Source organism: Salinivibrio sp. IB574 (assembly GCF_001996205.1).
GTDB lineage: Bacteria > Pseudomonadota > Gammaproteobacteria > Enterobacterales > Vibrionaceae > Salinivibrio > Salinivibrio proteolyticus.
In genome coordinates this window covers 32,726-53,827 of the sequence record NZ_MUFN01000004.1, presented here as the reverse complement: position 1 = coordinate 53,827, position 21,102 = coordinate 32,726, and the positions used below count along the sequence as shown (strand labels likewise).

Sequence of the window (21,102 nt, the reverse complement as noted above, 5' to 3'; positions counted from 1 at the left end):
TTTAGCTTTGACTAATGTATTTGCTTTGTGTGTAGGATGCAATCCGTGTCCATGATTTATAATTAATTGCCTAGAAATCTTTCTCTCTCTGTTGGTTTCGGTTTGCCAGAGCCGTTAAATCCGTTTTTTTATGGCTGCCTGAAAATGCCTGTTCTAGTCTCAATAAGTCACTATTGATAGTTGACGTATTAATGCTAAACGGTAGGTAGTCACTGACGGGGGTCAGTATGAGTATTAAAAAACGTATTTTAGCCATTGTGTTGACAGGGGTGGTACTGCCGACGTTGATTATTGCCATTGTTGCCCTGTATCAGTTTCGAACGAGTACCTTAATCAGCTACGAACAAAGCTCATACAAAGAAATGCAGCACATTGGTAATGCGTTTAAGTTCTATCTACAAGGCCTGTCTGCCAACGCGAAAATGTTAGCCAATAGCCAAGCTTTGCAAGAGCTTGATGGCAGTGTCGCCAAATACATGGGCCCGTCAAAGCAAATGACATCGCTTCAGAATAGTCCGGCCGAAGTCCGTGCGTTCAAATTATTGGATGCAATGGGTAACTCGCGTGATGATTTTGCCTATGTCTTTTTGGGCTTAAGCGATGGCGGCTACATTCAGTGGCCACAAGGGGAGTCTGGCAACTACGACCCTCGACAGCGCCCTTGGTTTCAGACGGGGGTAGGAAGTGGTAACAACCCTGTTCGAGTCCCTTCCTACCAAGATATTACAACAGGAGCGCCTTTACTGGATTATGTTATCGAATTTCAGGCGCAAGACGGGTTAACCGGGGTGGTGGGTGTTGATGTTACCTTGGAGGCATTGACCAATATGCTTGGCGAGGTCACGCTCGGCCAGTCAGGTTACATTGTGCTGGTGGAAGATACCGGTACCATCTTGGCCGATCCCAATAACCCAGATAACAACTTTGAATCCGTGGATAGCGTGAATAGCGTCTACAGCGGTCAATCGCTAAGCCGTGCGCTCAAGGCGGTGTCATTTGATGGTGAGTCTTATTTTGTTAACCAGTATCAAGCGCCCGATAGCGGCTGGCGTTTAATTGGTATTGTGCCGCAGCAAGAAGTGTTAGGGCAGGTGAATCAACTGCAAACCGTGATTATTTCGATTGGTGTGCTTTTAGTGGTGATTTTCGGGGTGCTGGGCTTCTTTATGGTCAACCGCATCTCTGCCTCGATCGTAGCGGTGAGTGATGGACTCAGTGATGCGGCAAGCGGTGAAGGTGACTTAACTAAACGTTTGCCAGTAACCAGCAAAGATGAGCTAGGCACGACCGCCACTGCCTTTAACCAGTTTGTGGATGTGATCCAAGAGCTGATTATTGGCATTAAAGATCGCTCGCTGAAACTTACATCTCATGCCGATCATACCACCCAGTTTGCTGAGCAGCTGAGCGCTCAGGGCTCGAGCAGATTGCGACCGCGTTCCATCAAATGGTCGCGACGGCCAATGAGGTATCGCAAAACTGTAATCAGACGGCCGATTCGGCGCAGCAATGCCAATCAGAAGTTGATCGCGGCATGGCCTTGATGAATAACACGCGCGCAGCAGTGCAAGAAATGGCGACCACGCTCAACGAAGCGGATAGCGCCATGGCTGAGCTTACGAAAGAAAACGACAATATCACCGCTATGCTGGATACCATTCGTGGTATTGCCGAGCAAACCAACCTATTGGCGCTGAATGCGGCGATAGAGTCTGCACGTGCGGGGGAGCATGGACGAGGCTTTGCCGTAGTGGCGGATGAGGTTCGGGTGCTGTCGCAAAAGACCACCAAATCGACCGAAGAAATTGACGAGTTGTTACAAGCCTTGACTCAACGGACTAGCCAGCTGTCAGAAAAGCTACAGGGCAGTGTGGAACACTCGCAGACGACCACCGAGGCAACCGAAGAAGCCCTGAGTGTATTTGGTACTATTCAAGAGTTGGTGGGGCAGATCCATGATATGGCCGCGCAAATTGCCACCGCAACAGAAGAACAGCACTCGGTATCGGAAGACATTAATCAGAATGTGACCAACGTATTGGATGGTGCGAATAGTGCTGCTGAAACCGCGGAACAAACTAACGCAACGGCGGCCGAGTTACGTATGGTGGCGACTGAACTCTCAGAGTTGGTAAACCGATTCAAAACCGACAAACCCAGCACATAACGGCGCTATCTTTAAACAGGAGCGCCAAAGAGGAACGGCGAGCAGGTAGGCTCGCCGTTTTATTATGCGCGTGATGTTTATTGCTACACCACTTCAACAAACCCCATTAGACCGGTTTTCATGTGCTCAATGACATGACAATGGTACATCCACCGGCCAGGGTTATCGGCCACAAAGGCTGCCTTGGCGTGGCCATTTTTACCCAATAGCACAGTATCGGTATGGAAAGGTGTCACGGGTTTACCGTCCATTTCCAGCACGGTAAAGGTATGACCATGTAAATGGATTGGGTGGTGGTACTGAGTGACATTCTTTAAATCGAAAATATAGGTTTTGCCCCGTTCGAGCGTTGCGATCGGTTCGGGAATGTTGCCTTTGCTCATTCCCTCCCATGCGCGTTTGTTCATCAGCCAAAATTCGTGCTTCCCTTTGCCTTGCTTATCGGCGGGTGTGATTGCACCGGCCCATTCAAAGACAAAGTGTCGTGTTTCCGCATTCGCCAAGTCAGGAGTGGCCACTGGATTAAGTGGCAGGGCGGGCAATGGTTTTTCGACCAAGGTGGATGGCGTTGTGGTAAAGCTAGCCAGTAGGAAAGGAAAACGGCCTTTCATGTACATGATCTCAACATTGGTTCCGGCTTTGGGGGCGACTAAACCAATATCGAGTCGCATACCGGGGGCGATCTTGTGCTCTTCGAGTCGTCGAGGCGTCGCGATCGGATTACCGTCAATGGCAACAATCCAAGCGTCCGCACCGCGGACTTGAATAGGATAAGTCAGGGTATTATCGACATTGGCTAAACGTAGGCGAGTGGTGGCATTTTCTTGTAGTTCATACTTAGGTTGATGAACACCGTTCACCGTGCCCCATTCACCCGGCGTTCCCATTCGGGCACTGTAACGAGGAATGGCGAGATCTTTCCATTGCCCTTGGGGGTCGAGGTGCCAATGTTTGAGCATGAGTACATGCTCTTCGTCAAACGCGACCGGCGACGCTTCTTCCACCACAATGGTGCCTACCAAGCCTTTGCCCAATTGCACCACAGAGTTCATGTGAGGGTGATACCAAAAGGTGCCAGCGTCAGGCGGTGTAAAGCGATAAGTAAAGGTTTCGCCGGGCTGAATAGGAGCTTGCGATAAAAAGGGTACACCGTCCATTTCAATCGGAATACGGAGTCCATGCCAATGAATGGTGGTGGGTTCATTGAGGTTATTGGTAAAGTGAATCGTCACGGGCTCGCCCTGACGGCAGCGAATCGTGGGTGCAGGGATCTTGCCGTTAAACGCCAATACATCCGTTTGATGGTCGGGCACTAAAGACGCAGTGCTTGGCTCAGCGCTTAGGTGATATTCCCACATGCCATTATCTCGTGATGCGGATACCAGCGAGCAAGCAGGAAGGGCGGACAACGCAGCGAAAGCGGCGGAAGATTGGAGAAAGCGACGTCGAGTGAGGCCATGCGCTGGCATGCCTTGGTCACGGCAAGTCATAAGAACACCTTTCGAATCAAATAATCGACTTACTATACCGTGAACGCGTCAAAGTGAGAAAGATTATCAATTGACCCTGTGAGGCAGTTAAAATAAGCCAGCAACAGACTGCTGGCTCGATAGTCGGATTATTGACGGTGAAAAATGTCGAGGCCAGGTGCTTGATTTATGGCGGGTAATGCTTCGAATTCAGGCTTGGCAATATAATACCCTTGGAAGAAGTCAATGCCTAAATCATGCAAGCAGCGTAATTCTTTCTCAGTTTCTATCCCTTCGGCAATAATTTGACGCCCTAGCTCCTCACACATTGCCACACTGTGGCGAACAATGGCCTGTTTCACTGGGTCAGTATCAATATCTCTCACCAGCGCCATATCGATTTTAATAATATTGGTATCAATATTAGCCAGCGCCGTTAGGCCAGAGTAACCGGCGCCAAAATCATCAATGGCGGTAATAAAGCCTTGCGAGCGGTAATAGCGAATAATGCGTTGAATATGACCATAATCAAGCACTTCTTCCCCTTCGGTAAACTCAAACAAGATGCGATCGAGCGGAAACTGGTGTTCGCGCGCGGCTTTAAGGGTGGTTTGAATACAACGTTCGGGCTCGTAAACAGCATTAGGCATAAAGTTAATGCTCAAAAAGCAGGGGATCTCGAGCTTTGCCGCTAATGACACCGCTTTGATACGGCAGGTCTGATCAAATTGATACTGATTGTCGGCGTTTACATGTTTAAAAACACTGCCCGCACCGCTGCCATCCATGCCTCGTACCAGCGCTTCGTATGCGAAAACACGCCCAGTGGATAATTGAACAATTGGCTGAAAGGCCATTGAAAAGGCAAAAGGGAGCGGTTTTTTGTTTTTGCAGGCATCACATTGGGAGGCGGAATGTGTCATAGATTTAAATATCAATGAAATAAAGGTGTTTAAACAATAATAGATGGTGCGTGTCTTTAATGCGAGTCAAGGTGTCTAATCTCTGCGCCAGTGCTATTTCTCCATAATGGGGAAGTAAGTTGGCACTAGATATGCTTAATAATTAAGCGGCAATATCAGGCGCTTTTTTGACGTCGTGCGATACAAAAAGTATGGCATACGGATGAACAAGCTGCTTTTTGCTGATAATGAAATAGACAACCCCCTGATTTGGCCAATACTCAGTATCTTGGAATCTACGCGACAAAGCTGGAAAGTGCATCACCTTCTCAGTGAGTTGCAAAAAAACACCATCATGGCAGAGCTGGATGCTGACCCGCATCTTGATCTGTTTAAGCGCAATTTTTTGATAATGAATGCGCTATACCAACTGCAAGAGATGTTGCTACCTCAGCAGTGGTTGCAGGTGGAGTCAATGGACATTCAATTGCAGTGGCGTGTCGGCGGTAATGGTTTTGTGGCAAACGAAATCGATTATCAAGATCCACTCCGTGAATATTACATGGATTGGAACAACTACGACGCTAGCCGAGACGATGTCAAAGAGCTGCTATCGTCGTTTTGGAAGCATTATCAACGCCATATTGGTAATGATGCACCGGGCGAAACCATGCTGGAGCGCAAAAAAGCGCTAACCGTACTTGGGTTGGATGAGCACGCTAGTGAGCATGAGATCCGTCGACAGTGGCGTAAAATGGCGTTGAAGTGGCACCCAGACCGCCCTGAAGGCGATGCGACCACGTTTCGTGAAATGTGCGAGGCTTGGCAAAGCCTGCGTCTTTAATTCCGCCCTCAGCAAGCAAATACAGGGTGTGATGACACACCCTGTATAATAGCGATTAGGCGTTGTTGAGTCCGCGGCTGCGCAGCTCAAAAATAAGCTTTTCAGCGCTGCACTCAAATTGCATTTTGATATGTGCACTGTCGCCGCTAATTTGCTCGGCGTTAAAGTCGTGCTTGACGGCAGGGTTAATACTTTGTGCGAGCGAGAGGTACTGCTCAAAGCGCGCCTGCATTGCCTCGACGCTGTCGGCATGAATCGTCACTTCCGCGACTTCATCTCCTTCTGAGATAATATAACCAATTTCCGCGCTTACACCGCACGCGTCACATGCGTCAGTTTGATTCTCTTTCATGGTTGTCCCCTACGAGATAAAGCTGCAGGCGTCAAAATAGACTTATCGCCTGCAATAAAGATGTCATGCTGATCTTTAGCAGAGTCTTGATTGTGGCACATTGAGATAGGTCAGGTTTTGCAGGGGTTTGTAGCACGATGCATCATTGTCAGCAATCACATTGTAAGCAATAGGTGGCGAATAAAAAATCACCCACCATCAGCGTATGCCAATCGTGGGTGATCGTCAGGACATCTTGGTAGAATGCGCTAGACCCAGTCTTCTTCCCATTGGACCAAGGTGCCTTTTGGCCAGTTCGCGCCAACCTCGTGGTACTCTTGCTCCAGCTTATGGCGGCGAATTTTAAGTGTTGGCGTGAGTTTTCCGTTCTCAATGCTCCAAGGCTCTTTGATCATCAACACACCTTTGATTTGCTGGTGGGATTCTAGCTCGCTGTTGATGGTATCAATCACCTTCTTCACGCGGCGCTCATAGCGGGCTCGATCAAAGTGTGGGAAGTGGTGAGGCAGGGCAAGCAAAATAGGCGCAGGCATGCCAGAGCCGATCACACAGAGCATCTCAGCGTTAGACAGCTCAAATAAGCGCTTTTCAATCGGTACAGGGGCGACAAATTTGCCTTTTGCGGTCTTGAAGGTATCGTTTTTACGCCCTGAGATACTCAGGTAGCCTTCACTATCGAGTTCGCCTAAATCCCCCGTGTGTAGCCAACCATCCACCAAAGTTTCGGCCGTTGCTTCCTCATTTTTGTAATAGCCACTAAATAGGCCCTGACTTTTGACTAAGATCTCCTGATCGTCGGCTATCTTGATTTCAACGCCGGGTCCTGCATTGCCGACGGTGCCAATTTTGTCGGCCCTAAATGGATAGTTAAGTGTGCTGTATGCGTAGCTTTCGGTCATTCCCCAGGCTTCGGTGATATGTAGGCCCAGCTTCTCATACCAGCGCAATAGTGCTGGGGCAACTGGTGCTGAGCCACAGCCCAATACGCGCGCTTGATCAAGGCCAAGGTTCTTAGCGATTTTCTTTTTAATCAAACCACCGACAAGAGGAATGCTTAGCAGCAGGTTCAGACGAGCGTCCGGTAATTTCTCTTGAATGCGCTGTTGGAACAGGGTCCACAAGCGAGGGACAGAGATAAATAGTGTCGGGCGATGCATTTTGACATCTTCAATAAAGGTATCGAGCGACTCTGGGAACGCGGTTGGGATCCCACCCATAATGGCCGACCCCATGATGTACACGCGCTCTGTGATATGGGCCAATGGCAGATACGAGAACAAACGATCGTTCGGCTCGATACCAATGTGGTCGATCAGGCGTTGTGCGGACCAACAATAGCCGCCGTAGCTCAAAATGGCCCCTTTGGGGAGCCCAGAGGTGCCAGAGGTATACACCAGTGACATCACATCATTATCGAGATGAACCGGACGCTCTTCGGTGGGTTCGTGACTTGCGACTAACTCCTGCCAGTCATAATGGCAATCCACCGTAGGATATGGAAATGCGATGGTCTTAATGTGTGATAGCGTCTGTAACGACGCTTTTAGCGCTTTAGTGTCATCTAGTTTGCCAATAAACATAGCCTTTGATTCACTGTGCGTCACCACATGTTCAATGGTATCGCTGCCGGCCGTTGGAAAAATGGGCACGCTGATGTAACTGCCCATCATCATCGCCAGGTCGGCAATAAACCATTCCGCACAGTTTTTAGAAATCAGCGCCACCTTGTCACCGGGTTGCAAGCCCATATCACGTAATGCTGTAACCATGCGCATCGCCTGATCAGCGACGTCCGTAAAGGTATAATCAACGAAACGGCGATCGCGAATTTGGCGTAAAAATACGTGGTTAGGGCGTTCGTCGGCCCAGCGTAAAATCTGATCGTGTGGTTTGATGTGTGACATTGGACTTCCTCGTTGTCGCAACGTGATTCATACGTCTAACTGTTATGATAATGTTAACTTACTGACCCTGCCTGCATTTACGCAAGGCAATTGTTTAAACATGTGTTCAAATTATGACTGTCGGCACTATTTACACCAATAAGGCCTCATTTTTTGGGCTGTTTTCACACTTATCTATCAAGGTATTAGCAGAACTTTGATCCGCTTCAGTGAGTCTTTGGTGTGTTTCGTGTCAGGCTTTCTATTGCAGTCTGTACTATCTTTATGGCGAGCCATGGCGCAAATGCATTGCCTGCCAACCCGTTGCAACATGCAGATGATTATTGCCCGCCATGCTGACGGAGACTGGGGAGAACACATTACACATGCCAAAACGCAGTAAGGCCCAAACACAACAGACGATCGAGACCATTCTTGATGCCGCGAAGCAGCAACTCCTGACGTTGGGCTACGAGGGCATGTCGTATACCACCCTCAGTGAAGCGACGGGGGTATCTCGTACTGGGATCAGTCATCACTTTCCGCGCAAACAAGATTTTATGGCCGCGCTCGAACCTGTACTGCTCGATAGTTTGATGAGTACGCTTGAGACGGGCGGAACTGTCAATCAGTTGATGCAAAGTTGGATGCAGGCGATGCATGCTGATGGTGAGTTCAAAGCCATCTTACGACTGTGTTTCTACTTGCTGATCAGCGGTAAAGCCGACAATGGCGTCGCCTTTCGCTGTTTACGTAAATTGCAGACAGATTGTGAAAAGCAGATGAATACTGATCTGACCGTTGCTTTTTCACAGCTGCTAGGCGCCAGTTTATTGATGTGCCGCCAGTAAGCGGCACCGGTCCGTTGAGCCTGCATAATAATTGACATAACACGACGATATCACGCCATTCGCTTACCAAAATTTGACAGACAGGTGTAATGTCTTTTGATAAACTCGCCACGCTTTTATAGCACCAGACTTTTTTGGAGATAACTATGAACAATACCGACCATCCTCCTAGTCGATACGGAGAAAAATAACTGCCGTTGGTATTGTGATCCTTCCTTTTACCAGCGCAGTCGCAGCTGGTTTCCCGCTCTGTTTTTCTCCTTTCTCGATGTAACGCGTAATCACGCCCTTTCAGCGTGAGGTTCGTTGTTGATGGTCGTTACCTGTTGCCAATCGGGAGATTCGCCATGACGGTAATGAACAACACTTTTGACTACGCCACTGCGTTTTCCACTGCAGAAATCGTGGCGGCACGTAATGCGTTTTTACAATACGATATCGACAAGCAAGTCGAGCTGCTTACCGTGATGCCGGTTGAGGAATCGATGGGAATTTTACATCACTGCTCGGTGGCTCATGTACAGCATTTGCTGAATGCGCTGGATGCGCAGGGGTTTGACCGCGAAGCCCGTGAATATGCCAACCATTTAGGCTTTATTCATTCAGAAGCGGAACCAGCGAAAAGCTACCTCTCTACCGGCGTGTTTGCGCACGTTAAGCAGCGGATTGGCTGGATTGTCGGACTGGCGCTGCTTGGTATCGTTTCTGGGATGATCATTGCTCAGTACGAAGATACCTTAAGTCAGCTTGTTCTGCTGGCTGTGTATATGCCAGTAATTGCAGCGGCGGGAGGCAATACCGGCTCCCAAGCGGCAACCTTGGTGGTGAGGGCGCTAGCAACGGGAGAGCTTCGCAAACGTCAGTGGCTCCAAGTGATGTGGAAAGAGGCCCGCGTCGCGGTATTTATTGGTGTGGCGATTGCTGCAGTCATGATGGTGAGGATTTTACTGTTCAACCACAACGCGACGGTAGGCGCGTTTGCACTGCACGATATTGCGGTTGCGATTGCGTTGGCCCTGTTTATTCAGGTGACCATCTCCACAACGCTTGGCGGATTACTGCCGATTGTGGCGCGCGCATGTCATCTTGATCCTGCGGTATTGGTCAGCCCGGTGCTTGCGTCTGTGGTGGATATCTCCGGGATGTGGATTTATTTCACCGTGGTCAATACCTACCTCGGTATTGGTAGCTAGCCCGAAGAGTGGCGCCCATGTGGCGCCATTTTTTATCTACGATGATGGTGAGTGATAGCGAGCTCGTAGGGATTTGCGTACCCGATGCGCACTTAGCTTGATCTTACGCAGTAAATTGCTGGGTAACTGTGCTATCACTATCACAACAGTTGAATTATTAAAAAATATTTTAATAATGGAAAAGGCGGCGTGATGCCGCGATTCAATTTCTGCCAATAAGGTAACCCTATGAGTGATGCACTGGTACTCGTTATAAATTCAGGTAGCTCGTCGTTAAAATTTGCCCTGATGGATGCGCAAACTGGCGATGCTGTGATTTCCGGCGCTGGAGAATGCTTTGGGCGCGATGACGCGCGGATGAGCTGGAAAGTCGACGGTGAAAAAACCGAGAAAACCTTAAGTGCAGGAAGCAACCACCACCAAGAGGCCATGGACATCATTGTGGGCCTTATCGAAAGCAACCAATTGAGTGATAAACTGCAGGCCGTTGGCCACCGTGTGGTACATGGCGGTGAAACCTTCAGCCAAGCCACCTTAATTGACGATGCTGTACTGGCGCAAATTGATGCGCTAAAAGCCTTGGCGCCACTGCATAACCCAGCACATGTGGTGGGCATTAAAGCGGCACGTAAAGCCTTCCCAAGCTTGCCACAAGTGGCGGTTTTCGATACGGCATTCCATCAAACGATGCCAGAAAAAGCTTACCATTACGCGATTTCGCGTCAGCTCTACAACGATTACGGTATTCGCCGCTATGGCTTCCACGGCACTAGCCATTACTACGTAAGCCGTGAAGCGGCAAAATGGCTTAACCAAGCGCCTGAACAAACCAACGTCATCACCGTACACCTTGGTAACGGTGCCTCTTTGTGTGCGGTCAAAGATGGTCAAAGTGTTGATACCAGCATGGGCTTTACGCCTTTAGCCGGTTTGATGATGGGTACACGCTGTGGTGATATCGACCCATCTATTCTAGAGTTTTTGTCGAAAAAAGGGCTCAGCATGGATCAAATCCACCATGAGCTGATCGATAAAGCCGGTTTACTTGGTGTTTCGGAATTAACGAACGATTGCCGAGGCTTGGTCGAGGCGGCAGAGCAGGGCCATAAAGGCGCCCAATTGGCGCTAGAAATGTTCGCTTATCGCGTTGCAAAATTCATCGCAAGTTACATGGTGCCATTATCCCGTCTGGATGCGATTGTTTTCACAGGCGGAATTGGCGAAAACTCACTGCCAGTCCGCGAGATGATCCTCAAAGAGCTGGCCATTTTCGGCTATCAAGCGGATGCCGATGCCAACGCCGCCGCACGTTTTGGTGCCGCAGGGCAAATCACCACCCAAGCGTCGCCGCTTGCATTGGTGATCCCAACCAACGAAGAGCTGGTCATCGCACAACAAGCCATGGCAATGGCCTAACTGTCGCACCGTCTTCGGATATCAAGCGAGCCTCAAGGCTCGCTTTTTTGTGGTTGCTCACCATGGTGTTGAGCGAGCACCGACGTTTCCGTGATATGAGTGGATGGTACGGTATATAAACCTTGTCGATACAGTTTTCCGCCTATTAAAGCGTGTGCCTTAGCGCGCTTTATCATCTCGTCTGTTACAGGTTGAGGGCGTGCAGTCTGATTCTTCACATCATAGTAATAGCCAAGCGGGGCTTTGTTTGGTCGCAGAACAATCACTGAATCATGGGTGAGATAAGCGAAGTTTTTATCAAACTGCATCAAAGCACGCTGATAGTGTTGAGACAATGGGCGAGTTAAATCATGACCTATCATCGGCGATATACTTTCAACGCCAATGAGGGAGAGTAACGTAGGGGGCATATCGATACTACTCGCGAGGCGGTTATCTTCTCTCGGGGGTATGTCTTTACCTAGGATCAATGCTGGGATATGAAAATGTTTAATCGGCACAGGTAACGCGCCGACTGCGCGTGCATCATGATCGGCAATGATTAAGAAGATGGTATCTTTCCAGTAATCGGACTGCTGAGCTTGGTGGATGAAGTCGCCCAATGCTTTGTCAGCATATTTTACGGCATTAAAGCGGGTATGTTTCTCTTGGCTATAAGGCGTGATTTGGCCATCTGGATATTCGTAAGGTGAGTGATTGCTACTGGTAAATACCAAGCTGAAAAAGGGTTTCCCACTTTGGTGTAAACGCCGAAACTGTTTATCAGCCATGGTGTATAGGTCTTGGTCTGAAACTCCCCAAGATCCAACAAAGCGTGGCTGGTCAAACTGAGGGAAATCGATAATATCTTGAAAACCATTACCGAGAAAAAATGATTTCATATTATCGAAGTGGCTTTCTCCACCGTAGATAAACTGAGTGGTATACCCCTTTTGCTGAAGTAATGAGGCGATGGAAAAGAACCCTGTTTGGCTTTTAGACAATTTAACGACGGCGCGAGATGGGGTCGGCGTAAACCCTGTGGTTATAGCCTCAATACCACGCACAGAACGCGTACCTGTTGCGTAAATTTGAGTAAAGTTCCATCCTTCATCCATCAGATTATCCAAATGTGGTGTTAGCGGTAAGCCGCCCAATCTGCCAACAAATTGCGCGCCTAAACTTTCTTGCAATAAGATCACTAAATTCTTTCGTTTCGCCTCGAAAGGATGGCGCACGTTTAGTGTCGGTATGGTGTCAGACGTAATATAGTTGGTGCTGGCCGGCGAGTATCGTTTTATAGTTGTAATGACATCATTCAGCGGCATATCGCCATAGTATTCTTCAGCATTACGCTCGGACGCCATGGATTTGGCGGCAAAAACCAACGAATAAGAAGAGTTGAGTACTAAATCATTTAATAGCGGATTAGTTGAAAAGGCGACAAGTGCTGGGTTCAGTGGACGGTGTTGCAGAGTTGAACGTGCTCCTATGACACCGAAAGCAATCACACACACCGCAAGAATAGGCCGTGTCCACCAGCGTGGCTGGTTTTCTGTCTGGATAAGCTTGCCGCTTAGTCGCCAGCTGAAAAAACCCACGAATAACGTGCCAAAGAGTCCTAGGAATAACGGTAATTTATAGTCCTTCCAAAGCATGGAAAAGACTTCTTTAGGGTACACTAAGTACTCTAGAAATAGTCGATTCGGTCTTAAGTTGTATTCTAAAATAAACGAAGGCGTGACAAGCTCCATGTAAGCTAACACAACTAACCCACAGACCAGCCAACTCCGTAGTATAAAAACAAACCCACGACCCAATTTTCCAGAGGTTGGCAGTAGTGCCAATAAAAAAGCCGGTAGAGTATATAGCCAGCATAAAGTGGCAATATCGACACGTAATCCTTGGAGTAAGATATAGAAGATATCTTGCCATTGGCTCAACTGCTTATGTTGCCAGACAAGCAAGCCGACTCTCGATAGGCTAAGCAGGACGAGCGCAAGAGAAAAGAAAACGATAATAGGTCTGAAGTTGCGAAGGCTTGTCATCTTTGTACCACTTAACGCAGCATGGATTTTATGTAGTTACGCTTACCAAAACGACTCATCAAAATGGCGGCGCTAACATGGATAGTGACGAGGACCAGGGTTGCGTTGGCAGCAAACTCATGGACTTCTTCTAACCATTCGAGCTCTTCACCTGACTGCGTCATTGTCCAGCCAGTCAAAATGGTGACGAGGAGCAATCCCCAAAGACTCCAAATCATAAGTGCTGCGGCAGGGTTATGACCTGAGCTTGTATGATCACGTCCGCGTATAAGGTTGCTAAAGTGAGCACGAGCGGCAAAAAGCGAGGGAATAAAACGGGTTAGTCGTGCTTCTGAATGCGTGAGCATTCCCCAAATCAGACGTAAGACAATGGCCCCAAGGATCACGTACCCAAACCAGCGATGAATGTCACTGCCTTCTTCCGTGACGCTCATATTGGCAAAGAATAATGCAGCAATCAGCCAATGGCTGAACCGGACGACTCTGTCCCATTTAAATGGTCGTGGGGTGTTAGCGGTCATGATAATGTCCTCTCATATGGTGATGTCTTCACTCTATGAGAGGAAACTTAAGAATCACTTAAGAGGTTAAAAAATAAAAAAGTTATATTTTACAATTGGATAGATTTTTGGGGTGCATTTTTTATCGGCAGGAGGAGATTCTTAAGCTTTTCTTAAGTATCGCGCCGTAAGCTCAGTGACAATCAGCCAATAAAGGATGTCACCGCTATGGTTAATTCAGCGAGTCGATTTGACATTGTTACACCAGACTCAGCGAATCGCGCTGAAATAGAGGCGTATATTGCTGAACGCTATCAACAAGCCTTCAACGCGACAATTACCACCTTCATGCCTTATTTGTCCTGCCTGAGAGGACAAGACGATCGCTTATTGTCGGTGTGCGGCTATCGCCCTGCTGCGTATCAGCCGCTTTTTCTCGAACAATACCTTACCGACGATGTGGCTGACGTACTTAGCGCTCACTATCAGCAAGTGATCACGCGTAACTCAGTGATTGAGTTTGGGCAACTGGCCTCATTCTCTTCGGGAACGTCACTACCACATTTCCACGCTTTAGCGAATCGGCTGCTGTCACACGGATACCTATGGTGTGTATTTACCGCCACAGGGCCGCTATATGCACTCATGCGACGATTTGGCCTTGAGCCCCATCTACTGACCGATGCGGAAGCGAGTCGTCTACAGCCCGCCACTGATCAATGGGGCAACTACTACACGCGGATGCCTCGTGTCTGTGCCGGTAACCTTGCTCAAGGTGCTGAGCAATTGGCGCGGATTGTGTCTAAACACTGCCATACGGAGAATGCTAATGCGCGTCTTATTTGAACGTTTGGCTGACTATGCCAGATCCCAACCTGATCAGGTTGCCATTCACGGGTCGGATGCATCCGGCGACTGCCTGATACTGACCTACCAAGCGCTTTGGGGACGGATCAGGGCGCTGAGTGAAACGCTATTGGCGCTCGATACACAGATGATTGGGCTTGCCGGTGACAACAGTGTTAGTTGGGTATTGATCGATCTTGCCGCTGCGTATGCAGGCATCTCAATTGTACCGATCCCGCCCTTTTTTACGGCGGACCAACAACAGCATGTCTTGGAGACTGCGAGGGTCGATTGGGTGATTGGCTCGCTACACCCTGATGTCGCATTAAGCCACGCATCTGTGACTACATTGGCGGGATTACCATGCCATGCACGAGACGTAGACGCACTGCCAGCTTTGCCTCCTGCCGTAAAGGTCACGTTTACTTCAGGCTCGACTGGTTCTCCCAAGGGCGTGGTATTGAGCGCAGCCACGCTGGAGAGCGTTAGTGTATCGCTTGCCAGTACCGTCTCCACCACTGCGGTACCCTCCCGTCATTTAGTCGTCCTTCCCTTGTCCACACTACTGGAGAATATTACGGGTGTTTACGTGCCTCTATTGCTTGGGGTGACGACAGTGATCCCATCCAGCAATGACTTGGGGCTGATCGGCTCAAGCCAGTTAAACCTGAATCAATTGATGAGCGGACTGATTCGTTATCGTCCGCAAAGCTTGGTACTTACCCCTGCGTTATTGCGAGCCGTCATCCATCTTGGTGAACAGCATCCTGGTGCGGTTGCCGATCTCAAGCACGTTGCTGTCGGAGGCGCAAAGGTGGCACCGGCCTTATTGCGCGCAGCAAGCCGGCTTGGCTTATCGGTTTTTGAGGGTTATGGCTTATCGGAGTGCGGATCAGTGGTGAGTTTGAATACCTCCGAGCACCATTGTGTTGGCAGTGTGGGTAAACCGTTACCTCACCATCGTGTTTTTCTGGCTTCAGACGGTGAAATCATGGTAGTGGGCGCGACATTCTCAGGCTATCTGGATCGCGACTTTCACCCTCACCAAGGCGTCGTTGCGACGGGAGATATTGGTGAGTTTGATGATGACGGCTTTTTGTACGTGAAAGGTCGCAAAAAAAATCAACTCATTACGGCTTTTGGTCGCAACATCCATCCAGAATGGATTGAGGCGGAAGCTATGGCCTATTCGGCGCTTAGCAACATGGTGGTATTGGGAGAGGGGAAGGACTACCTGACTGCCATTATTGGTAGCGACTCTCCTGATCAAGCAAAGCAGCAGCTGATCCAGCTTAACCACCAACTGCCCGATTATGCGCAGCTCCGAGCGGTGATATTTACCGCTCCTTTTCATCAGCAACCCCATTTAATTACGGCAAATGGCCGCCCTAAACGCGATGTCTTTTGCCAACAATTTGAGCCGCAACTTAACACGTCGGCCCAATCATTACTGACCGACGAAACCCTGCCACTCACGGCACATTCCTAGGAGGATTTATGGATAATCAAGGTTTTTTCCATGTACTAGAGAAAGAAACCGCTCAGGCGAGAGCCTCAATGCTGAGTGTGCCTGTGATTGAGGCTTGTGACTATAAGGCGATCACGCTGCAAACCTACACGGCCTTCCTTGTTCAGGCTTATCATCATGTGAAGCATACCGTTCCATTACTGATGGCCTGTGGTTCTCGGTTGCCGGAGCACTATGAATGGTTACGCCAAGCGCTCGGCGCATACATTGAGGAAGAGAAAGGTCACCATGAATGGATCTTGGATGACTTGCGCGCATGTGGCTTTGATGCCGAACTAGCGAAGGCTAACTGTGGTGAAGGTCAAGTCGGGTTAGGGATTGAGATGATGGTGGCGTATTTATATCACCAAATTGATCGTAAAAACCCAATGGCCCTATTCGGCATGGTTTGGGTGTTGGAAGGGACGAGTGTATCAATCGGCGGCTCGATGGCCGCACTGATCCAGCAAACGCTTTCTCTACCCGATACAGCGATGCGGTATTTAACGTCACACAGCACCTTGGATGTAGAGCATATTGGCTATTTTGCCGATTTGATGAACAAGGTAACGGAGCCCGCGGACCAACAAGCCATCATTGATAGTGCGAACCGTGTTTATGCGCTGTATGAATCAATGCTGCGAGCGCTTCCCATGACCACGACACAGACCCAAGTGGCATAGGAGGCAGTAATGAAAAACACAATTATATTGCTAACAGGTGCGACAGGAGGCATTGGCCGAGCTCTGGCTGATGCACTGGCAAAAAAAGGCGCAATACTTGTGCTCGTCGGCCGCCATCTCAATGCGTTGCGTGATCTTAAAAACCAGCTTGTGAATGACGAGCATCATCAGATCATCGAAGCAGACATTGGTACAGCAGAGGGCAGAGACAAGGTGAATCAGCATGCACGATGGCTGGCTCAACAAGGTACGCCAATAGAAATACTGATCAATAGTGCGGGGGTAAATGGTTTCAATTATCTATCCATGCGCGCGGATGACAGTATTGAACATGAAATTGCCATCAACCTAACCGCCCCCATTTTGCTTTGCAAACATGCACTTGAGTGGCTCGCACCGACAGGCCTCATTGCCAACATTGGCTCAACCTTTGCTGGTATCGGTTTCCCCGGATATGCCAATTACGGTGCGACGAAATCAGGCCTGTATCGCTTTACCGAAGCGTTAAATCGGGAGCTACATGGCACTCAGCAGTGTGCCATTTATATCGCGCCTCGAGCAACTAAGACGGCGTTAAATGATGCTCGTGCAACGGCGATGAATAAGCAATTGCGAAATCATGTGGACTCACCAGAGTGGGTAGCGAATCACATTATTCGTGCCATCGAAAAGCGTTGCTTTGCGACGTGGCTCGGGTGGCCCGAAAAACTGTTTGTTCGTCTGAATCAACTTTTTCCATCGTTAGTGGGTCATGGAATCGCAAAACAAAAAGACATCATTGATTTTCACGCCAATACGCCACAAGGCTTGCCAGTTGTAGAGGAATCGCACCATGACTATTCGTAAATCATTTTATATTACCGTATGGGCACTCAGTTGTTCTTTGATCAGTGCGACAGCGCTGGCCGACCCTATCTTGGCTAAGATCCAGACACGCTGGGCACAATGTAACTACACTGTCGGAAGTAGTGACGACAAAGTGGCGTGCTTCGACCGTTTAATCGATGACACGCAAATTGCACTCCTTGCTCAACCAGCGCGCCATGATCTGAAAATATGGCTTGCTATCAATAAGAGCTCGTTAGCCGGGGTTGATGGTGGCATGGGAGCATTAGGCTTGGTCAAGGATGCAAAAATTCTACTCGAAGATGTGATAACACAGGCGCCGGAAACGCTGGACGGTTCGGCCCTAACGAGTCTCGCGACGTTGTACCACAAAGTGCCGGGCTGGCCACTCGCCTTTGGTGATGACGATAAGGCTGCTGAGCTGTTTAAAAAAGCACTCGCGATCAACCCAGACGGCATCGATTCGAACTATTTTTATGGCGAATTTCTAGCGGATACCGGAAAAACAAATCTCGCTGTGGCATTCTTGAAGCATGCACAACAAGCCCCTTCGCGGCCGGACCGTCCTCTTGCTGATCAAGGACGCCAACAAGAAATTATCCAAAAACTGAAGGAGCTTAATCAGCAATGAGGCTGCTACTCGTCGAAGATGATTGCATGCTAGGGGAGTCCATGGTGGCGTCGCTGCAGCGTCACGGCTATACCGTTGATTGGTTGCAGCGAGGCGGTGGTGTGGATGCCCTGTTAAATACCGAAAGCTTTACCGCTATTATTCTCGACTTAACCTTGCCAGACACTGATGGACTTCATGTGTTGCGTAAAATTCGCCGCAAACATAGCGATATCCCTGTGATGATTTTGACCGCACGCGATGACATTGATGACCGTGTGAAAGGGTTAGATGGTGGAGCCGACGACTACATGATCAAACCTTTTGCGCTCGAAGAGCTATTGGCGCGTCTGCGCGTCATGATTCGGCGTATTTCCGGTTATGCCGATACCACCATGTCATGCCATGGCGTGACCTTATCGATGGCAACGGGTGAAGTGGATATGGGGGGGGCACCTATTCGGTTAACTCCTAACGAGTTCAAGCTGTTATCCACACTGATGGCACACGCTGGCCGAGTAATGAGCAAAGATCAACTTCAACAAGCGCTTCATGGTATGGATGAGGGAATTAGTCCGAATGCCATTGAAGTCCATATTCACAATTTACGCAAAAAAACGGGTGGAACCTTGATTCAAAACATTCGTGGGGTTGGGTATATCATTGAGAAATAAACAGCGCCCACATTCAATAAAACGCCATCTTACATTCAGCACTGTGTGTGTGGTGGGGGTGTTAATGTTTGTCTCTTGGCTGCTGGTGTATAGCGAAGCTCGTCATGAAATTAATGAAGTCTATGACGCGCGACTGGGGCAATCGGCAAAAACGTTGGCGCTGTCGGTAATGAGCTGGGGAGATCAGCCGCCAGATAACTTTACACAAAGCTATACCCATTGGTTAAACGCGATCACTGCCAACGCAAAAGATGACGATACGACCACACCATTTGGTCACCCCTACGAAGATAATTTGTTTTTTCAGTACCGCGTTAGCGATGCATTAGTTGCCAAAAGTCCGAACGCACCGGCGCAATGGATAGGGACATCGGACAACCCCGGATTTGATATGGTTACCGCAGCAGGTGAACAGTGGCGCACCTTCCTATTAGTATTCACACTGCCGGACAAACGGCAAGCGAGTCTGCTGGTGGCGGAAAAAGAGGCGATTCGCCAAGAGTTGATGACAGAAGTCTCGTTGACCATTGGCTTACCCCAGCTCCTATTGATCCCACTTTTAGCGGTTATTGTTGTGGTGTTAGTTAGCCGCGCATTTAGGCCGCTAGGCGAATTAAAAGAGACGATCGCTGCGCGCAGTGTTGATAATCTCGATCATATTCATGTCTCACAACCCACCGTTGAACTCTCACCACTCGTCAAGCAGATCAATTATTTGTTTTCTCAGTTGAATAATGCCTGGGTGCGTGAAAAGCGTTTGGTCAGCACTGCGGCACACGAGTTAAAAACCCCCCTCGCGGTACTGCGACTCAATGCAGAAAACGCCTTGTCTGCGACCACAGAAGCGGAACGTGATAATGACTTGACCAATATTCTGACTGGCATCGATCGAACTGATCGTGTTATCCAACAGTTGCTCATGCTCTCGCGGGTGGAGCAGCAAAAAAATACCGAAGTCACGCAGGTAGATATTGTTCCATTGTTGCGAGAACAAATCGCTGCGCTCGCACCGATGGCATTGACACAACAACAGTCAATAGAGCTTGAAGGGCAAGAGAGCCTGTGGGTCAAAGGCCATCCTGTGATGTTGTCAGTGTTATTTACTAACCTGATTGATAATGCCATTCGCTATGCAGGAAAAGGCGCATCTATCAGTGTGATCACCAGTCACTCAGCCAATACCGTCGTGGTGGAAGTGATTGATTCTGGCGACGCGATATCGGACGAAATTAAGAGCCGTATTTTTGACAAATTCTTCCGCGGTCATACCGAGAAAGGTGATGGGGCGGGGTTGGGAATGTCGATTGTCAAAGACATTGTGGAACAGCATCACGCGAGTATTATGATTCAAAGTCCGTACTTTTCTGACTATGGCAATGGTTTTACGGTGACTTTTCCAATGGTCTCTGAGCGCGGAAATACGTGAATTGAATTCGGGTAGTGCGAGTTTCACCCTAGCCAAGCTTGGTCCTTCTTTGTAATAACTGTCTTCTAACGTAGACAGCTTATGTTCAGTTTTATGTTGTTATTCTAGCGGCAAAAAAGGTTGGTTAGGTATGAAACTGTATAACGTCATAAGCCGCTACTTTTTAGAAACTCTCGTGCTTGGCGGTGCCTTTGTCATTGGCGCTTGGTTAGTGTTTGCGGGATGATACGGGGCTGACCATTGGTCGCAGCATCGCAATATCGTTGTGCGACACCAAAACAGGCGCAATTTAATCGCGCCTGTTTTGCTAGGTTCTGACTGATTGAAACTAGCAAGGCTCTCGCTTAGCCTCGCTTGATCCCATGCCAATACACAGGCCAATGGTGCGGTTCACCGAGGTTATTGATCACTGCCGCAATGGTTACCAGTGCGACACTGCCTGCGAGCACAGGCGTAAACAAATAATCGATGCCTACCACTTGAGTCCCCGCTAGCATGATTACCAGTGGATTCGCTCCTGCTGGTGGATGGACGGCGCGGCAGGCTTGCATCAGCATAATCGCAAGGCCAACTGCTAGTGCGATCGTCCAGCTTTCATTTCCCACTCCATACAGCATCGCCAACCCCACACTGGCGGTCAGTAAGTGACCCACAATCACATTTCTCGGTTGCGCGAGCGGCGACTGAGGCGCTGCAAATAAAATCACACAGGTTGCGCCAAAGGGAGCCATCAGCCAGGGCACGCCGGTGGTTTGGTTCAGCACGGTTAAGGTGAGAATACCGAAAAATCCACCCAGCAAGCCTTTTGTCAGTTGAATCCAAGTCGGTTTAGGCGGTAACGCACCGCCACCTTTCAGTCGTTTCATGGTCGTTCCTTCTATGGTTAATTAAAGTGTACCGATCTGT

The 21,102-nt window shown here is 49.0% G+C and carries 20 protein-coding genes; 13 read left to right on the top strand and 7 right to left on the bottom strand.

Annotated elements, in window-relative coordinates; genetic code table 11:
* Window positions 1–227: 227 nt before the first annotated feature.
* Window positions 228–1,544 carry a methyl-accepting chemotaxis protein gene (locus BZJ17_RS03010; protein WP_077639718.1) on the top strand — a complete coding sequence of 439 codons (1,317 nt, stop codon included), beginning with the start codon at window positions 228–230 and terminating at the stop codon, window positions 1,542–1,544.
* Complete coding sequence (locus tag BZJ17_RS03005; protein WP_157893150.1) at window positions 1,544–2,167, top strand: methyl-accepting chemotaxis protein; 624 nt, start codon at window positions 1,544–1,546, stop codon at window positions 2,165–2,167. Before BZJ17_RS03010 ends, BZJ17_RS03005 begins: the two co-directional genes overlap by 1 nt.
* Before the next feature lie 83 nt (window positions 2,168–2,250).
* On the opposite strand, the gene BZJ17_RS03000 is transcribed toward BZJ17_RS03005, so the two are convergent.
* Together BZJ17_RS03000 and BZJ17_RS02995 are read right to left on the bottom strand one after the other, a co-directional pair.
* Window positions 2,251–3,636: a multicopper oxidase family protein gene (locus BZJ17_RS03000; RefSeq protein ID WP_077639776.1), complete on the bottom strand. Its 1,386-nt coding sequence runs from the start codon at window positions 3,634–3,636 to the stop codon at window positions 2,251–2,253.
* 149 nt (window positions 3,637–3,785) lie between these two features.
* The gene (locus BZJ17_RS02995; protein WP_077639716.1) at window positions 3,786–4,559 is read right to left on the bottom strand and encodes an EAL domain-containing protein; all 774 of its coding nucleotides are present in this window, start codon (window positions 4,557–4,559) and stop codon (window positions 3,786–3,788) included.
* 202 nt (window positions 4,560–4,761) lie between these two features.
* On the opposite strand from BZJ17_RS02995, the gene BZJ17_RS02990 reads away from it, so the two are divergent.
* Complete coding sequence (locus BZJ17_RS02990) at window positions 4,762–5,382, top strand: DNA-J related domain-containing protein (protein ID WP_077639715.1); 621 nt, start codon at window positions 4,762–4,764, stop codon at window positions 5,380–5,382.
* A 55-nt stretch (window positions 5,383–5,437) separates the two neighbouring features.
* On the opposite strand, the gene BZJ17_RS02985 is transcribed toward BZJ17_RS02990, so the two are convergent.
* Both BZJ17_RS02985 and BZJ17_RS02980 read right to left on the bottom strand, forming a co-directional pair.
* A complete protein-coding gene (locus BZJ17_RS02985) occupies window positions 5,438–5,734 on the bottom strand; it encodes a DUF406 family protein (protein ID WP_077481948.1) in 297 nt (98 codons plus the stop codon).
* A gap of 248 nt (window positions 5,735–5,982) precedes the next feature.
* Window positions 5,983–7,638 (bottom strand): AMP-binding protein, encoded by a 1,656-nt coding sequence (locus tag BZJ17_RS02980; RefSeq protein ID WP_077639714.1) that lies wholly within the window; start codon window positions 7,636–7,638, stop codon window positions 5,983–5,985.
* Between the two features lie 365 nt (window positions 7,639–8,003).
* On the opposite strand from BZJ17_RS02980, the gene BZJ17_RS02975 reads away from it, so the two are divergent.
* The 3 genes from BZJ17_RS02975 to BZJ17_RS02965 all read left to right on the top strand — a co-directional run bounded on the left by BZJ17_RS02975 (window position 8,004) and on the right by BZJ17_RS02965 (window position 11,077).
* Entirely contained in the window at window positions 8,004–8,468 is a 465-nt protein-coding gene (locus BZJ17_RS02975; protein ID WP_198534076.1) for a TetR family transcriptional regulator, read from the top strand.
* Window positions 8,469–8,815: 347 nt separating this feature from the next.
* Window positions 8,816–9,661 (top strand): magnesium transporter, encoded by an 846-nt coding sequence (locus BZJ17_RS02970; RefSeq protein ID WP_077639712.1) that lies wholly within the window; start codon window positions 8,816–8,818, stop codon window positions 9,659–9,661.
* Between the two features lie 228 nt (window positions 9,662–9,889).
* Complete coding sequence (locus tag BZJ17_RS02965) at window positions 9,890–11,077, top strand: acetate kinase (protein ID WP_069586940.1); 1,188 nt, start codon at window positions 9,890–9,892, stop codon at window positions 11,075–11,077.
* A 32-nt stretch (window positions 11,078–11,109) separates the two neighbouring features.
* On the opposite strand, the gene BZJ17_RS02960 is transcribed toward BZJ17_RS02965, so the two are convergent.
* Both BZJ17_RS02960 and BZJ17_RS02955 read right to left on the bottom strand, forming a co-directional pair.
* Window positions 11,110–13,104 (bottom strand): LTA synthase family protein, encoded by a 1,995-nt coding sequence (locus BZJ17_RS02960; RefSeq protein ID WP_077639711.1) that lies wholly within the window; start codon window positions 13,102–13,104, stop codon window positions 11,110–11,112.
* Between the two features lie 11 nt (window positions 13,105–13,115).
* Entirely contained in the window at window positions 13,116–13,625 is a 510-nt protein-coding gene (locus BZJ17_RS02955; RefSeq protein ID WP_077639710.1) for a cytochrome b/b6 domain-containing protein, read from the bottom strand.
* A 207-nt stretch (window positions 13,626–13,832) separates the two neighbouring features.
* Here BZJ17_RS02955 and BZJ17_RS02950 point away from each other — a divergent pair, with 207 nt between their 5' ends.
* The 7 genes from BZJ17_RS02950 (at window position 13,833) to BZJ17_RS02920 (ending at window position 20,196) form a co-directional block, all read left to right on the top strand.
* Window positions 13,833–14,450, top strand: coding sequence for a thermostable hemolysin (locus tag BZJ17_RS02950; protein WP_077639709.1), 618 nt, complete (start codon window positions 13,833–13,835; stop codon window positions 14,448–14,450).
* Entirely contained in the window at window positions 14,434–15,939 is a 1,506-nt protein-coding gene (locus BZJ17_RS02945; RefSeq protein WP_077639708.1) for an AMP-binding protein, read from the top strand. Before BZJ17_RS02950 ends, BZJ17_RS02945 begins: the two co-directional genes overlap by 17 nt.
* An 8-nt stretch (window positions 15,940–15,947) precedes the next feature.
* On the top strand, window positions 15,948–16,640 hold the full coding sequence (locus BZJ17_RS02940) for an iron-containing redox enzyme family protein (protein ID WP_077600536.1): 693 nt from the start codon (window positions 15,948–15,950) through the stop codon (window positions 16,638–16,640).
* A 9-nt stretch (window positions 16,641–16,649) separates the two neighbouring features.
* On the top strand, window positions 16,650–17,486 hold the full coding sequence (locus tag BZJ17_RS02935) for an SDR family oxidoreductase (protein WP_077639707.1): 837 nt from the start codon (window positions 16,650–16,652) through the stop codon (window positions 17,484–17,486).
* Complete coding sequence (locus BZJ17_RS02930; protein WP_077639706.1) at window positions 17,473–18,117, top strand: tetratricopeptide repeat protein; 645 nt, start codon at window positions 17,473–17,475, stop codon at window positions 18,115–18,117. Before BZJ17_RS02935 ends, BZJ17_RS02930 begins: the two co-directional genes overlap by 14 nt.
* On the top strand, window positions 18,114–18,770 hold the full coding sequence (locus BZJ17_RS02925) for a response regulator (RefSeq protein ID WP_077639705.1): 657 nt from the start codon (window positions 18,114–18,116) through the stop codon (window positions 18,768–18,770). Before BZJ17_RS02930 ends, BZJ17_RS02925 begins: the two co-directional genes overlap by 4 nt.
* A 64-nt stretch (window positions 18,771–18,834) precedes the next feature.
* Entirely contained in the window at window positions 18,835–20,196 is a 1,362-nt protein-coding gene (locus tag BZJ17_RS02920; protein WP_241836748.1) for an ATP-binding protein, read from the top strand.
* Between the two features lie 344 nt (window positions 20,197–20,540).
* On the opposite strand, the gene BZJ17_RS02915 is transcribed toward BZJ17_RS02920, so the two are convergent.
* The gene (locus BZJ17_RS02915; RefSeq protein ID WP_077639703.1) at window positions 20,541–21,062 is read right to left on the bottom strand and encodes an HPP family protein; all 522 of its coding nucleotides are present in this window, start codon (window positions 21,060–21,062) and stop codon (window positions 20,541–20,543) included.
* Window positions 21,063–21,102: the final 40 nt, after the last annotated feature.

Coding starts and splice junctions, on each gene's coding strand:
- BZJ17_RS03010 (WP_077639718.1), top strand. CDS start 228: ATGAGTATTAAAAAACGTATTTTAGCCATTGTGTTGACAGGGGTGGTA.
- BZJ17_RS03005 (WP_157893150.1), top strand. CDS start 1,544: ATGAATAACACGCGCGCAGCAGTGCAAGAAATGGCGACCACGCTCAAC.
- BZJ17_RS03000 (WP_077639776.1), bottom strand. CDS start 3,636: ATGCCAGCGCATGGCCTCACTCGACGTCGCTTTCTCCAATCTTCCGCC.
- BZJ17_RS02995 (WP_077639716.1), bottom strand. CDS start 4,559: ATGACACATTCCGCCTCCCAATGTGATGCCTGCAAAAACAAAAAACCG.
- BZJ17_RS02990 (WP_077639715.1), top strand. CDS start 4,762: ATGAACAAGCTGCTTTTTGCTGATAATGAAATAGACAACCCCCTGATT.
- BZJ17_RS02985 (WP_077481948.1), bottom strand. CDS start 5,734: ATGAAAGAGAATCAAACTGACGCATGTGACGCGTGCGGTGTAAGCGCG.
- BZJ17_RS02980 (WP_077639714.1), bottom strand. CDS start 7,638: ATGTCACACATCAAACCACACGATCAGATTTTACGCTGGGCCGACGAA.
- BZJ17_RS02975 (WP_198534076.1), top strand. CDS start 8,004: ATGCCAAAACGCAGTAAGGCCCAAACACAACAGACGATCGAGACCATT.
- BZJ17_RS02970 (WP_077639712.1), top strand. CDS start 8,816: ATGACGGTAATGAACAACACTTTTGACTACGCCACTGCGTTTTCCACT.
- BZJ17_RS02965 (WP_069586940.1), top strand. CDS start 9,890: ATGAGTGATGCACTGGTACTCGTTATAAATTCAGGTAGCTCGTCGTTA.
- BZJ17_RS02960 (WP_077639711.1), bottom strand. CDS start 13,104: ATGACAAGCCTTCGCAACTTCAGACCTATTATCGTTTTCTTTTCTCTT.
- BZJ17_RS02955 (WP_077639710.1), bottom strand. CDS start 13,625: ATGACCGCTAACACCCCACGACCATTTAAATGGGACAGAGTCGTCCGG.
- BZJ17_RS02950 (WP_077639709.1), top strand. CDS start 13,833: ATGGTTAATTCAGCGAGTCGATTTGACATTGTTACACCAGACTCAGCG.
- BZJ17_RS02945 (WP_077639708.1), top strand. CDS start 14,434: ATGCGCGTCTTATTTGAACGTTTGGCTGACTATGCCAGATCCCAACCT.
- BZJ17_RS02940 (WP_077600536.1), top strand. CDS start 15,948: ATGGATAATCAAGGTTTTTTCCATGTACTAGAGAAAGAAACCGCTCAG.
- BZJ17_RS02935 (WP_077639707.1), top strand. CDS start 16,650: ATGAAAAACACAATTATATTGCTAACAGGTGCGACAGGAGGCATTGGC.
- BZJ17_RS02930 (WP_077639706.1), top strand. CDS start 17,473: ATGACTATTCGTAAATCATTTTATATTACCGTATGGGCACTCAGTTGT.
- BZJ17_RS02925 (WP_077639705.1), top strand. CDS start 18,114: ATGAGGCTGCTACTCGTCGAAGATGATTGCATGCTAGGGGAGTCCATG.
- BZJ17_RS02920 (WP_241836748.1), top strand. CDS start 18,835: ATGTTTGTCTCTTGGCTGCTGGTGTATAGCGAAGCTCGTCATGAAATT.
- BZJ17_RS02915 (WP_077639703.1), bottom strand. CDS start 21,062: ATGAAACGACTGAAAGGTGGCGGTGCGTTACCGCCTAAACCGACTTGG.